Origin of the sequence: Corynebacterium senegalense (assembly GCF_900411315.1) — a bacterium.
Taxonomy (GTDB): Bacteria; Actinomycetota; Actinomycetes; order Mycobacteriales; family Mycobacteriaceae; genus Corynebacterium; species Corynebacterium senegalense.
Map to the genome: position 1 here is coordinate 1259230 of NZ_LS990887.1, position 13035 is coordinate 1272264.

The following is a 13035-nucleotide window of genomic DNA, read 5'->3' on the forward strand; positions in this document are numbered from 1 at the left end:
TCGTGTTTTTTTGTGACGGCCCGGGAGACCGCAGAAGTCACGAGAGACAGAGAGAGACAGAAGAGACAGGGTGTATAAGAGACAGACGGAGAGCTGCGCCTCATCTCCTACGACCCCACCGCGTTCCCCCCGCTGCTGAGCCCGGCGAGCCGCCCTGTGAGTAGCGCGGCCCACGTGCTGGCGAGCCTCTCCTTCGACACCGCCGGCGAGATCGTGGCCAGCATCGACGGCTCCCCCGTCGGTGCCCTGGAGTCCCGCGACGCAGCCCAGCTCGCGCCCGCCCTGCGGAAGGTGGAGAACTGCCACACCCTCGCCGTCGCCAGAGGCTACCTCGACCCCGCCGAGGAAACCCTCACGATCTTCGCCGACCCGCCGGGGGAATGCACGGATCCCGCGCCGCAGCCCGCCGTCTCGGCCGTGCCCGACAACGGCGAGGTCCCGGCGCCGGCGCCGCGCGCGGCGTTCCTCGCCGAGCAGGACGCGCGCGCCGCCGCCCTCCAGGCCGAGCACGACGACGTTCCCCCGGCCGCGCCCCGCGGGAAGAGGGTCGCCGGGATCGTGGCGATCGCCGGCTCCCTCATCCTCTCCGCGGTCGGGATCGCCACCCTCGTGGGGCACACGCGCGCCTCCGACGCCGACGCCTGCAACGTCAGCGAGGTCGTGCGCAACAGCGCGGAGTTCGACGGCGCGTGCTCCGCCCCGGCCTCCGCCGTGCCGCGGTAGGCGCTGGTGGGGCGTCGTAAAGCGGTGGTGGACTAGACTCGGAGCAATGAGCGATACGAACACCGACCCCGGTAGCTACCCCTACGTGGCGGTATTCGTGCAGGCCACCGGGATCCACCCCACGACCTCGCGCCTGCTCACGCTGGACGCCGTCGCCTTCGACGAGGAGGGAACCGTCGGCGAGGACCTCCACCTCGTATTCAACCCGGGCGGGGATCCCGGCCCGCGCCACACCCACGGGCTCTCGCCGAGCGACTTCGCGCAAGCCCCGCGGTTCAGCCGCCACCTCAAGGCACTGGACAAGCTTCTCGACGCCCGCACCCTCGTCGTCCACAACTCCCCCCTGACCTGGGGGCTCATCGTCTCCGAGGCGCGGCGCGCGATGAACGCGGCGGCGCGGGCGAACCGTTCGCGCAACCGCCGCAACGGGCGGCGGCGCCAGCGGGTCGGGCACATCCCCCGCCCCACGGAGATTGTGGACACGCTCGACAGCGCGCGGCGCAGCGGCCTCATCCCCACCGACATCCGCATCGGCGCGGTGGCGCAGCTCCTCGGCGTCGAGGCCGCCTCGCCGGTGGCCTCGGTGGAACGGGCGCGGCGCAGCGAGGAGGAGACCTCGCGCGAGGAGACGATGACGCTGGTCAGGATGTTCCTCGAGCTGCGCGCGAAGGACGCCGCCGTCTCGGTCGCCCCGGACGAGCTCTCGGCGGACAGGTTCGGGCTGCAGCGCAGCACAGCGCGCGTCGAGGCCGAGCGCGCCGAGCCGGCGGCGGGCAACCCCGGCGTGTACTCCCCCGCCGCGGGCCTGGCCAAGGGGATGGAGATCGTCGTGGCCGACGACATCAGCGCGGACCCCGACGAGGTCATCGCCGCCGCCCTCGGGGCGGGCCTGACCTACTCCGAGAAGCTGACCCGGCAGACCTCGCTGGTGGTGTCGGACGCCCCGGCCGTCGGCGCACAGCTGCACGGTAAGGCCATGCACGGCCACCGCAAGGGCATTCCGGTGCTCTCCGCCGAGGAGTTTTTCACCGCCGTGTCGAAGGCGCCCGGCCGGTAGGTTGAGCCGGGGGCGTCGGCTAACGTAGACGCCATGAATCCGAAAGGACCCCTCTCCCGCCTGCGCACCCGCGCGGCGCTGTCCGCCGCTCGCCTGGCCACCTCGGCCTCCCGGGCCACCGGGCGGGGCGCCGGCGGCATGATCGGCGGGCTGGTCGCCGGCGCGATCGACCCGAACATCATGGACTCCCTGGGCGGCGGGCGCCCGACCGCCCTGGTCACCGGCACCAACGGCAAGTCCACCACCACGCGCATGCTGGCCAGCGCACTGCGCAGCACATACAGCGTGGCCACCAACGAGGGCGGCGACAACATGGACGCTGGCATCATCTCCGCGCTCATGGCCGGCAGAGGCGCCTCCCACGTCGCGCTCGAGGTGGACGAGCTGCACGTGCCGCACGTCGCGCAGCGCCTCCACCCGCAGGCCCTCGTCCTGCTCAACCTCTCGCGCGACCAGCTCGACCGCGTCGGAGAGATCAACAAGATCGAGCGCACCCTGCGCGCCGCCGTGGAGGCGAACCCGGAGATGACGGTCGTGGCCAACTGCGACGACGTTCTCATCTCCTCCGTCGCCTACGACCACCCGAACGTCGTGTGGGTCGCCGCCGGCGCAGGGTGGATGGGCGACTCGGTGACCAACCCGCGCTCGGGCGGGCACATCGTGCGTGAGCCGGGGGGCGACTGGTATGGCGTCGAGAAGCTCGCCGACGGCCGCGAGTTCCGCCGCCCGACGCCCTCCTACTCGCTGACCGACACCCACCTGGTCACCCCGCAGGGCGAGGTGGAGCTCAACCTCGCCCTGCCGGGCCGGGCGAACCGGGGCAACGCGGCGCAGGCCGTCGCCGCCGCCGTGGAGGCCTTCGGGGTGCCGCTGGACAAGGCCGTCGCCGCCGCCGAGTCCGTCGCCGACGTCGCGGGACGCTACTCTACGGTCCACCTCGGCGAGCGCGAGATCCACCTGCTGCTGGCCAAAAACCCCGCGGGGTGGCAGGAGGCCCTGTCCATGGTCGACCGCTCCGCGGACGGCCTGGCCATCGCGGTGAACGGCCAGGTCGCGGACGGCGAGGACCTGTCGTGGCTGTGGGACGTGAAATTCGAGGACTTCTCGGGTGTCTCCGTCAAGGCCGCCGGCGAGCGGGGCACCGACCTCGCGGTGCGCCTCCTCTACGCGGGGATCGACCACGAGCTCGTCCACGACCCCGTCGCCGCGATCCGGGCCTGCCCGCCGGGGCGCGTCGAGGTGCTGGCCAACTACACCGCCTTCCGCGACCTGAAGAAGGCCCTGACCAAGCAGGAGGATTACCGTGCCTAAGACGCTGCGAATCGGCCTTGTCCTGCCCGACGTGCTGGGCACCTACGGTGACGACGGAAACGCGCTCGTGCTGCGGCAGCGCGCCCGCATGCGCGGCATCCCCGCCGAGGTCGAGCACATCCTGCTGGGTGAAGAGATCCCTGCCGACTGCGACGTCTACACCCTCGGCGGCGGCGAGGACTCCGCGCAGGTCATCGCCGCCGCCCGCCTGGCGGCTTCGCCGGGGCTGCAGGCCGCAGCGGCCGAGGGCACGCCCATCTTCGCCGTGTGCGCCGGCATGCAGGTCCTCGGCCGCACCTTCACCGCCCACGGGGAGACGGTCGAGGGCATCGGGCTTATCGACGCCACCACCTCCGCCATGGAGACCCGCGCCATCGGCGAGGTCGCCTCGGCGCCCTCGCGCGCCGGCGTCACCGCCGAGCTCACCGAGCCGCTGTCGGGATTTGAGAACCACATGGGCGGCACCGTCCTCGGCCCGGACGCGCAGCCGCTGGGCCGGGTAACGCGCGGGGTGGGCAACACCAGCACCGACGGGTCCTCCGGCGAGGGCGTGGTGCAGGGCAGCGTGGTGGCTACCTACATGCACGGCCCCGCGCTGGCCCGCAACCCCCAGCTGGCGGACCTGCTGCTCGCGCGGGCGCTCGGCGTGCGGCTGGACGAGCTGGAGCCGCTGGAGATCTCGGTCATCGACCGGCTGCGCATGGAGCGCCTGCGCTAGCTCGGTCGAGCCTCCCGGGGGGCTCCTAGAGCTTCAGCCTGCCCGTCAGTGCCCGGGAGAGGGTGAGCTCGTCGACGAATTCGAGGTCCCCGCCGAGCGGCATGCCGGAGGCGAGCCGGGAGACGGTCAGGTCGGGGAAGTCCTTGAGCAGGCGGGCCAGGTAGGAGGCCGTCGCCTCCCCCTCGGTGTCGGGGTCGGTGGCGAGGATGACCTCCTGCACGCTCAGGGGCTCCTGCCCGGGCACGTCCTCGAGCACACCGCCAATGCGCTGCAGCAGCGGCGCGATGGCGAGGTCGCGGGGGCCGACGTTGGCCAGCGGGTCGAGCGCCCCACCGAGGACGTGGTAGCGGCCCCGGTACTCCCCCGTGCGCTCGATGACCTGGATGTCCTTGGCGTCCTCGACGACACACACGAGCGAGCGGTCGCGCCCGGAGTCGGCGCAGATGCGGCAGATCTCCTCCCGCGAGACGTTGTTGCAGATTCGGCAGAATGTCACGCCGTCGCGCACGGCGACGAGGGCCGCAGCGAGCCTGTCGACGTCCTCGGGGTCCGTCTTGAGCAGGTGGAAGGCGATCCGCTGCGCGCTTTTCGGGCCGACGCCGGGCAGGCGCGAAAACTCGTCGATGAGGTCTTGCAGCGGGCCTTCGAACATGCCTGGGTGTCTCCTTGGGGTGGGGAATGGAAAACGCCCGGCCAGCGCAGGCCGGGCGGGGTGCGAGTGGGCTAGACGATACCGCCGAAGGGGATCTCACCGGCGCCACCCTGGGGGGCCGCGCCACCGGGGTTGGTCAACGGGCCGATCTTGTCCTGGGCGAGCTGGCCGGCCTTGTTGTGGGCGTCGCGGTAGGCGGCGAGGATGAGGTCCTGCAGCGTCTCGACGTCCTCCGGGTCGACGGCCTCGGGCTTGATGGTGATGTCCTTGATCTCGGCGCCGCCGGTCATGGTGATGGTGACCAGCTCGCCGCCGGCGGTGCCGGTGACGGTGGCGGCGAGGAGCTCCTGCTGCGCCTTCTGCAGCGCGGCCTGCACCTCGGCGGCCTGGCGCATCAGTTCCTGCATGTCCTGGGGCATGTTGGGGTTGGTCATGGGGTGAGCCCTTCCTTCATTTTTCAACAATCGTCACCGACACAGTTCGCACGCCATTGTACCGGCCACTACACCGGCTTGGCGCCCAGCTCCGCCGCGAGGAGATCCATGGCCACCGTCGTCGCGTCGCGCCGGTCGCGCTCTCCCTCCTCCTGGGCCTGGTCTGCCATGTCGCGTTCCTCGTCCTCGCGGGAGTAGGTCGCCGGCTCCTGCTGCGGCGGCTCCTCGCGCGGGGGCGGCGCGCCGTACCCGGGTTCTTCGTCGGGGTAGTCCTCGTCGGCGGGCTCGGGGGGAAGGGGGATCTCCTCCGCTTCCCGACGCGCCCGCTTCGCCGCGCGCTGGCTCGCGGCGGCGGCCGCGGCGCGCCAGTCGTTCGCGGGCCTACTGCCGTGGCCGCCCTGGCTGCCTGGGTCGGCTTGGCCGGCCTGGCCGGTCTCGGCCGCCGGGGCAGGATCCTCTGGCTCGGGGCCCGGGGCCTCCGCGGCGCCAGCGTTGGGGTTCCACACCGGCCGCGGCGCGGCGCTCGCGCCCACCCCGGCCTTAGCGGCGTCGGTGCCCACGACGCAGCGCACCTTGACCTGGGTGCCCAGGTGCTCGGAGAACACGGCGGCGATGTCGCGGTTGTGGTCGGTGGCGTTGATGCGCTGCGCCAGGGCCCCGGTGTTGTGCCCGACGACGAGGGTGTCGCCGTCGAAGCCGAGGGGCTTGGCCTCCGTGAGCATGATCTCGGCCGTCTGGTTTCGCGCGCCCACGGACTGGCGCAGGGAGGTCCACTGGCGGCGGACGGTGTCGAAGAGGTCCGCGCCGCCGGCCTGGCCAGCCTGGCCCGCCTGCTGCTCCTGGTGCTCCGCCTGGGATTGCTCCGGGGGCTGGCGGGTCGGTTCGTAGACGTCGCCCTGCTCGGCGTTCTTTTCCTCGCGCTGCTCGGCGGCCTGCTGGCGGGTCTGCTCGGGGCGGGTATCCGGTTCGCTGGCCTCCGCGCGGCGCACCCAGTCGGCCTGAGCGGCGGGCGTGGTGTTCTCGGGGGCTTCGTTGTGGCGTGCCTCGGGGGCCTGCTGCGCGGGCTCGGCCGGCTGCTTCGGGTGCTGCGGTTGCTGTGCCTGCTGGGGCTCCTGCGCGCGCTCGGGCTGCGGGGCCCGGCGCGGCGCGGGCGTCGACGAGCTGTGCACGGGGCGCTCGGCCGCCGCCGCGGCCGCGGCTGCCGCCGCCGCGGCACCGGTGCGGCCCTGCGTGACGGGGGCCGGGGCGTCCGGCGCGAGCTGCGGCTCCGCTGTCCGCCGCTGCGGGCCGGGCACCTCGGCGGAGACTTCGGGGGCGGTGATCAGGTGCGCCATCATGATCTCGAGCAGCAGGCGGGGGCTGGTGGCACCGCGCAGCGCGGAGGTGCGGTCGTTGACCTCGGAGGCGAGCTCAGCCAGCTCGTGGCCGCTGAAGCGCTCGGCCTGCGCGCGCAGGATGTCGGCGCGCTCGGCCGGGGCGTTGACCAGGCCCTGGGAGATGGCGTCGGGGACCGTGCGGATCATCATCAGGTCGCGCAGCCGGTCGAGCAGGTCGAGAGCGAACTTGCGCGGCTCGTGGCCGGCCTCGATGATCTCGTCGACGGTGCGGAACATCAGGGATGCGTCGCGGGTCGCGAGGGCGTCAACGATGGCGTCGACAAGCGTGAGGTCCGTGACCCCGAGAAGCGGCAGGGCGGCCTCGTAGGTCAGCCCCTCGGGGCCGGCCCCGGAGAGCAGCTGGTCGAGGATCGAGAGGGTGTCGCGCGGCGAACCGCCGCCAGCCCGGATGACCAACGGGTAGACGCTCTCCTCGACGTGCGCGCCCTCCTCCGCCACCACCTTGGTCAACAACCCGTGCATGGCCTGCGGCGTGAGCAGGCGGAACGGGTAGTTGTGGGTGCGCGAGCGGATCGTGCCCAGCATCTTCTCCGGCTCCGTGGTGGCGAAGATGAAGATGAGGTGCTCCGGCGGCTCCTCCACGATCTTGAGCAGGGCGTTGTTGCCCACCTTGGAGATCATGTGGGCCTCGTCGATGATGAACACGCGGTAGCGGAACTCCGCCGGGGCGAACAGGGCGCGCTCGCGCAGCTCGCGCATGTCGTCGACGCTTCCGTTCGAGGCCGCGTCCAGCTCCATCACGTCCAGGTTGCCGGCCCCGCCCGGGGCCAGGGAGACGCACGACGCGCACTTCCCGCACGGCGTGGAGGTCGGGCCGTGGACGCAGTTCAGGGAGCGCGCCAGGATGCGCGCCGAGGAAGTCTTACCGCAGCCGCGGGGGCCCGAGAACAGGTAGGCGTGGTTGATCCGCCCGTTGTCCAGGGCGGCGGATAAAGGGCGCGTGACCTGCTCTTGGCCGATCACGTCGCCGAAGGTCGCGGGGCGATACTTCCGGTACAAAGCCACGGCGACCAGCTTAGCCCATCACCCGGACACCTAATCCCGGCTGCGGTGCCAGTCCCCCAGCCGCACCCCGCGGCGCCGCAGCCTCCGCTCGAGGACGTAGGGGCCCTGCTCGGCGGCGATCTGGAACTCCTCGTCGGTCAGGGCCACCAGCTCCAGCAGCAGCGTCAGCTGGCCCGGCTCGGAGTAGGTCGGCGTGCCGCGCTCAAACAGCTGCGGCTCGCGCAGGTAGCCGTGGCGCACGCTCTTGACCTGCGCCGTCTCGACGCGGTCGAACAGCCCCTCGAGGGCGACGCCGGGCTGTGCGGGGACGCCCAGCATCTCCAGCTCGCGCGCCGCGGCGACCACAGCGGCTTCCAGCACCGGGGCGGGCTGGTCGGCGGAGCAGACGATCTCGCAGCGCACGGCCGTCGCCGGGTCGGCGTCCATGACCAGGCCCGAGTCGACGGAGCTGAACCCGACCGTCACCGCCACCGGGCGGCCGTCGTGGGTGGCCGAGGCGGTGGGGATGCCGTCGTGAAGCGATAGGCTCAGGCCGGCGAACAGCGACGCGAGCCACGCGGCGGCTTCGTCACCCGTCACTTAGGCGCCGAGCTTCTCGACGGCCGCGAGCAGCACACACGTGGCGACGCCATCCATCGCCTCGGTGACCTCGTCGAGCGGGGGCAGCGAGGGCGCGAGCCGGATGTGGCGGTCGCGCGGATCGTGGCCGTGCGGGAAGGCGGCGCCCGCCTTGGTCAGGGTGATGCCCGCCTCCTTCGCCAGCTCCCACACGCGCGTCGCGGTGCCGTCGATGACGTCGAGGGAGATGAAGTAGCCGCCCTCGGGCTCGGTCCAGCTGGCCACGTTGTACTCGCCGAGCCGGTTCTGCAGGATCTCGATGACGGAGCGGAACTTCGGGGCGAGCGAGCCCGCATGCTTGCGCATGACCGCGCGCACGCCCTCGGCGTCGTGGAAGTACTTCGCGTGCGCGAGCTGGTTGACCTTGTTCGGCCCGATGCCGCGGATGCCCGCGACGGAGGCGTACCAGTCCAGGTTCTCCTTCGAGGAGGCGAAGAAGGACACGCCCGAGCCCGCGTGGGTGATCTTGGAGGTGGAGCTCATGTACCAGAAGCGGTTCGGGTGGCCCTTCTCCGCGGACAGCGCGATGACGTCGGGGTTGTCGGGGAATTCGTCGGTCAGCGAGTGCACGGCGTAGGCGTTGTCCCACACGATGCGGAAGTCGGGCGCGGCGGTGTCCATCGCGGCGAGGCGCTCGGTGACCTCGCGGGAGTAGTTGATGCCGGTGGGGTTGCCGAAGATCGGCACCGCCCACATGCCCTTGACCTGCGGGTCCTGCGCCAGCTTCTCAATTGCGTCGATGTCCGGACCGTTCTCCAACATCGGCACGGAGACCATCTCGAAGCCGAACTTCTCGGTGATGCCGAAGTGGCGGTCGTACCCCGGCACGGGGCAGATCCACTTAACGACGTCCTCCTCGCGCCACGGCCGCTCCGAATCGTTGTTGCCGAAGATGAACGACCAGGAGATGAGGTCGAACATGATGTTCAGCGAGGACGCGTCCCCCGCGATGACGTTCGCAGCATCCACGCCCAGGACCTTCGCCCACAGCTCGCGGATGTCCGCGATGCCCTGCAGGTTGCCGTAGTTGCGCACGTCCGCGCCCGTCTTGTCCTTGTACGCGTCTTTGCCCGGCAGCTCGAGCAGGTCGTTGCTGAAGTCGAGCTGCTCGCTGGAGGGCTTGCCGCGGGTCAGGTCGAGGTTGAGGTTCTTGGCCTTCAGCGCGTCGTAGCGCGCGCGGACGTCGGCGGCGAGCTGCTCCAGCTCGTTCGGCGCGAGTTCAAGCAAGGACATCAGTGCATCACTTCCGTAGGTGGGATGGTGAGGGTGAATTGTGAGATGAAAGACCACAAAATCTGTCCCAACTATGGTACCCGGGGTGCCCGACACGTGCGGTGGTGGAGTCGGTGTGCCGAGGGTCAGCGCATCTTCCTGCCGGGTGGGGAATGTGCCACGCGGGAGGGTCGGCCTGCGCTTCGCGGGTACAGTGACAAATGTGGGGCCCGACGGCCGAAATGTGTCACTTTCCCCAGGCGGGAAATAGGGCGGGGCGAAATCTGTCACTGCCCACCGGCCAACCCCCGAGGCCCAGGCAAAAATAAGGGGACCCCACGCACCTGCCAGAGCTCGCTGACCCTTGCTGCGTTCCCGCCCTGGGGGAGTTCACAAGATAAGCACCGCGTGGGATCCTGCCCCACACTCTAACCCGAAGGCGTAGGCGGGCACAAAAAGCACGCCCACCCACGCCCCCATCGGCGATTTTGTAACTGCACGGCGCGTACAGTAGAGTAATCCCCCGACGCCAACAGCGTTTCTTATGGAGGATTCGACTAGCGGCCTATGTCACACGCCTGGAACGCGTGCGGGTAGCAATACCCTCGTGGGTTCAAATCCCACATCCTCCGCCATTGTCCTCAGCCGCGGCTGAGGCCGAGACCGGCGCCTCGAACACACGAGGCGCCGGTCTTGTTTTTTCCGCTCCCCTTCAGCGCAGGAAGTACGTGGTGGACTTGCCCCGCCCGCCGTCCATCCCGACAATCCCCTTTTCCAGCAGCGGGGCCAGAGCGTAACGCACCTGGCCGTCGGAGGGGTCCATTTCGCGCATTTCCCTCTCGGTTGTAGTCCGTGCCGGTATCGATGTTCTGCGGAGCTCATGCCGCCAGCCGCGCAATCGAATCCCCTAAATAGGTACCAACATTCGCAATCTAGCGATTTAATTTGGAAACTCTCCATATTTAATCGTGAAACCGGAATTCACGAGCGCACCCGCAAGCCCGTCGCGTGGCTGATTGGAGACCGAGGACCACGCCCGCCCCACTTCGTGGAAAGCGGAAGCTCTTCCACCTTGCCACGCTGCCCCCGTTCCACGTGAAACCTACCTACCCCCACACCCACGGCTCCCGCTGCAGCCGCAAAGGATCGAACACCTCCACCAGCTCTTCCGCCGAGCGAACCCCGAGGCATCCCACCGACCTGACCAGCTCCTCCCACGCGGCGTCGAGACCCATCTCGCGGAGGGTGACGGCCCCGTCGCGCTTGGCCAGGCGCTTGCCGGATTCGTTCACAACCAGCGGCACGTGCACGTACTCCGGCTCTGCGTAGCCGAGCAGGTGCGCGAGGTAGGCCTGCGCGGGGGCGGAGTCGACCAGGTCGTCGCCCCGCACGACCTGGTCAACGAGGAATTCGCCGTCGTCGACGACCACCGCGAGGTTGTACGCCCAGTCGCCGGCCTGGGCCTGGTTGAGGTTGCCGCCCCGGCGCAGGACAACGTCGTCGACGGGTCCGGTGTACTCGCCGCGGTAGAAGTCGCGCACGGTCCATTCGGCTGCGGAAGCGCGCAGGCGCAGGGCGGGCATGCGGCCCTCGGCGGCGAGCGCGTGGCGTCGTGAAGCTCTCTGCTCCTCGGTGAGGTCGCGGCAGGTGCCGGGGTACATGCCGGGCATAACGTGGGGCGCGCCGGCGGCCTCGCGGATGTCGCGGCGGGTGCAGTAGCACTCGTAGGCCGGCAACCGCGACAGCGCGGACTCGTACACCGCACCCCGGGCAGACTGGTGGACGATCGGCGGGTCGAAATCCAGCCCCAGCGCCTCCAGGTCCGCGATCTGGCGCTCGGCCGACTCCGCGGAGGAACGCTCGGAATCGATGTCCTCGACGCGCAGGTAAAACTTGCGGCCCGACTGGCGGGCGAACAACCAGGCCAGCACCGCGGTGCGCAGGTTACCGAAGTGGAGGTCGCCACTTGGCGAGGGTGCGTATCTGCCAGCTGCCATAGCCATAGGATATTGGACGTGACACACACTTCCACCCGCTCCCCGTACCCGGTCCTCGTCGCCGTGTTCTGCTCGGTGTTCCTCATCTCCAACATCACCGCCCAGAAGGGCGTGGAGATCGGCCCGCTCATCACCGACGGCGCATTCTTCCTCTTCCCGCTGTCCTACGTCATCGGCGACGTCATCGCCGAGGTCTACGGTTTCCGCGCCGCCCGGCGCGCCGTGTTCACCGGCTTCGGCATCGCGCTGCTGGGCATCGCGTCCTTCTACATCGCGATTGCACTGCCGTCGGCGAGCTTCTACGACGCCCAGGACACCTTCGCGGCGGTCCTCGGCCTGCTGCCGCGCATCGTCGTCGCCTCGCTGGCCGGATACGTGGTGGGCCAGCTCCTCAACGCGTGGGTGCTGCAGAAAATGAAGGACCGGCTCGGGGCCGCCAACCTGTGGGCGCGGCTGATCGGCTCCACCATCGTCGGGGAGTTCGCCGACACCCTGCTGTTCTGCGCGATCGCCGCCGGCGTCATCGGCATCGAGACGCCGGGCCAGTTCATCAATTACGTGGTGGTCGGTTTCCTGTGGAAGACGCTCATGGAGGTCATCGTCATGCCGCTGACCTACGCGGCGGTGGCCTGGGTCCGCCGCACCGAGAACGAGCCGCTTTACGACGCCCCGTAGTACCGCCCCAGGAACTCCCGGCGGAACTCCTCGTAGCGCCCCTCATCGATCGCGGCGCGGATGTTGTCCACCAGCCGCACCATGAACTCCAGGTTGTGCAGCGTGCACAGCGTCCCGGCCAGGTACTCCTTGGCCTTGAGCAGGTGGTGGATGTAGGCGCGCGAGTAGTTCTCCGAGACGTAGCCGCCGAACTCCTCGTCCACGCCGGAGAAGTCGCGGCGGAAGCGGGCCGCGGTGAGGTTCATCCTCCCGCCGAGGGTGTAGACCCCGCCGCGGCGGCCCAGCCTGGTCGGGGCGACGCAGTCGAAGGTGTCGGCGCCAGCCTCGACGGCGGTGAAGATGTCGTCGGGTTCGGAGATGCCCAGCAGGTGGCGGGGCTTGTCGGCGGGCAGCTCGTCGGTGACCCAGCCGACGATCGTGCCCAGGTTCTCCTTCTCCAGCGCGCCGCCGATGCCGAAGCCGCCGAACCCGCGCCGGCCCTCGGCGCGCGCCCGGGCGTCGAGGTCGAGCAGCCCGCGGGTGGCGTGTCGGCGCAGGTCCTCGTACTGGGCGCCCTGCACCACGCCCCACAGCGACTGCTTCGGCTTGTCCGCCCTCTCCCGGGTGAGCCGGTCGTGCTCGTCGAGGCAGCGCTGCGCCCAGCGGCGGGTGCGCTCCACGGAATGCTCCTGGTAGGCGCGGGTGTCCACGAGCGTGGTCAGCTCGTCGAAGGCGAACATGATGTCGGCGCCGAGCTGGTGCTGGATCTGCATCGACACCTCGGGGGTGAAGCGGTGCTGTGAGCCGTCGATGACGCTCTTGAAGTCCACCCCGTCGTCGTCGACGCGCGCCATGCGGTCCTTGTTCGCCGCCCGGATGTCGCTCTCGCTAAGCCCGGCCGTGTCCATGGCCAGAACCTTCTTAAAGCCCACGCCGAGGCTCATCACCTGGAAGCCGCCGGAGTCGGTGTAGGTGGGCCCGCGCCAGTTCTCAAAGGCAGCCACTCCCCCGGCTTCGTCCACGATGTCGGGCCCGGGCTGCAGGTAGAGGTGGTAGGCGTTGGAGAGGATCGCTTGCGCTCCCGTGGAGCGGACCTGTTCAGGCGTGAGCGTCTTCACCGTCGCCTTCGTCGCCACCGGGATGAACGCCGGGGTGGCGATGTCGCCGTGCGGGGTGTGGATCACCCCCGTGCGGCCGTGCTTGCCCGGCGCGTCGTACAGCGTGGTCGTGACCTCGTAAGACAGATCCTCGCTCACC

12 protein-coding genes, 1 tRNA gene and 1 other RNA gene are annotated in these 13035 nt (G+C 70.2%); 6 read left to right on the top strand and 8 right to left on the bottom strand.

Annotated features, from left to right (window positions below):
- Positions 1-174 precede the first annotated feature (174 nt).
- Genes DYZ02_RS06185 through DYZ02_RS06200 form a run of 4 tightly spaced genes read left to right on the top strand, consistent with a single transcriptional unit; the run spans position 175 to position 3809 of the window.
- Positions 175-723 (top strand): hypothetical protein, encoded by a 549-nt coding sequence (locus DYZ02_RS06185; protein WP_115685463.1) that lies wholly within the window; start codon positions 175-177, stop codon positions 721-723.
- Between the two features lie 46 nt (positions 724-769).
- On the top strand, positions 770-1780 hold the full coding sequence (locus DYZ02_RS06190; protein ID WP_115685464.1) for a DNA polymerase III subunit epsilon: 1011 nt from the start codon (positions 770-772) through the stop codon (positions 1778-1780).
- Between the two features lie 33 nt (positions 1781-1813).
- The gene (locus tag DYZ02_RS06195; RefSeq protein ID WP_115685465.1) at positions 1814-3091 is read left to right on the top strand and encodes a Mur ligase family protein; all 1278 of its coding nucleotides are present in this window, start codon (positions 1814-1816) and stop codon (positions 3089-3091) included.
- Positions 3084-3809, top strand: a complete 726-nt coding sequence (locus DYZ02_RS06200) for a type 1 glutamine amidotransferase (protein WP_115685466.1) — start codon at positions 3084-3086, stop codon at positions 3807-3809. The genes DYZ02_RS06195 and DYZ02_RS06200 overlap by 8 nt, the downstream gene beginning before the upstream one ends.
- A 25-nt stretch (positions 3810-3834) precedes the next feature.
- On the opposite strand, the gene recR is transcribed toward DYZ02_RS06200, so the two are convergent.
- The 6 genes from recR to ffs all read right to left on the bottom strand — a co-directional run bounded on the left by recR (position 3835) and on the right by ffs (position 9548).
- Complete coding sequence (recR, locus tag DYZ02_RS06205) at positions 3835-4461, bottom strand: recombination mediator RecR (RefSeq protein ID WP_115685467.1); 627 nt, start codon at positions 4459-4461, stop codon at positions 3835-3837.
- A 71-nt stretch (positions 4462-4532) separates the two neighbouring features.
- Positions 4533-4895: a YbaB/EbfC family nucleoid-associated protein gene (locus DYZ02_RS06210; protein ID WP_115685468.1), complete on the bottom strand. Its 363-nt coding sequence runs from the start codon at positions 4893-4895 to the stop codon at positions 4533-4535.
- Positions 4896-4963: 68 nt separating this feature from the next.
- On the bottom strand, positions 4964-7297 hold the full coding sequence (locus DYZ02_RS06215; protein WP_115685469.1) for a DNA polymerase III subunit gamma and tau: 2334 nt from the start codon (positions 7295-7297) through the stop codon (positions 4964-4966).
- Positions 7298-7327: 30 nt separating this feature from the next.
- Positions 7328-7876: a hypothetical protein gene (locus DYZ02_RS06220; RefSeq protein ID WP_115685470.1), complete on the bottom strand. Its 549-nt coding sequence runs from the start codon at positions 7874-7876 to the stop codon at positions 7328-7330.
- On the bottom strand, positions 7877-9148 hold the full coding sequence (locus DYZ02_RS06225) for an aspartate aminotransferase type Ic (protein ID WP_115685471.1): 1272 nt from the start codon (positions 9146-9148) through the stop codon (positions 7877-7879).
- Between the two features lie 301 nt (positions 9149-9449).
- An RNA gene (ffs, locus tag DYZ02_RS06230) (signal recognition particle sRNA small type) lies at positions 9450-9548 on the bottom strand.
- Positions 9549-9673: 125 nt separating this feature from the next.
- Between ffs and DYZ02_RS06235 the strand changes: the two genes are divergently transcribed.
- Positions 9674-9762 (top strand) — tRNA-Ser (locus tag DYZ02_RS06235).
- 471 nt (positions 9763-10233) lie between these two features.
- On the opposite strand, the gene gluQRS is transcribed toward DYZ02_RS06235, so the two are convergent.
- Entirely contained in the window at positions 10234-11124 is an 891-nt protein-coding gene (gene gluQRS / locus DYZ02_RS06240; RefSeq protein ID WP_115685472.1) for a tRNA glutamyl-Q(34) synthetase GluQRS, read from the bottom strand.
- Between the two features lie 18 nt (positions 11125-11142).
- Between gluQRS and DYZ02_RS06245 the strand changes: the two genes are divergently transcribed.
- Positions 11143-11799, top strand: a complete 657-nt coding sequence (locus DYZ02_RS06245) for a queuosine precursor transporter (RefSeq protein WP_115685473.1) — start codon at positions 11143-11145, stop codon at positions 11797-11799.
- On the opposite strand, the gene tgt is transcribed toward DYZ02_RS06245, so the two are convergent.
- On the bottom strand, positions 11784-13034 hold the full coding sequence (gene tgt, locus DYZ02_RS06250) for a tRNA guanosine(34) transglycosylase Tgt (protein ID WP_115685474.1): 1251 nt from the start codon (positions 13032-13034) through the stop codon (positions 11784-11786). The genes DYZ02_RS06245 and tgt overlap by 16 nt on opposite strands.
- Between the last annotated feature and the right edge of the window lies 1 nt (position 13035).

Excerpts from the sequence above, each read along its gene's own strand:
- gluQRS (WP_115685472.1), bottom strand. The coding sequence starts at position 11,124 with ATGGCAGCTGGCAGATACGCACCCTCGCCAAGTGGCGACCTCCACTTC.
- DYZ02_RS06210 (WP_115685468.1), bottom strand. The coding sequence starts at position 4,895 with ATGACCAACCCCAACATGCCCCAGGACATGCAGGAACTGATGCGCCAG.
- recR (WP_115685467.1), bottom strand. The coding sequence starts at position 4,461 with ATGTTCGAAGGCCCGCTGCAAGACCTCATCGACGAGTTTTCGCGCCTG.
- DYZ02_RS06225 (WP_115685471.1), bottom strand. The coding sequence starts at position 9,148 with ATGTCCTTGCTTGAACTCGCGCCGAACGAGCTGGAGCAGCTCGCCGCC.
- DYZ02_RS06190 (WP_115685464.1), top strand. The coding sequence starts at position 770 with ATGAGCGATACGAACACCGACCCCGGTAGCTACCCCTACGTGGCGGTA.
- DYZ02_RS06195 (WP_115685465.1), top strand. The coding sequence starts at position 1,814 with ATGAATCCGAAAGGACCCCTCTCCCGCCTGCGCACCCGCGCGGCGCTG.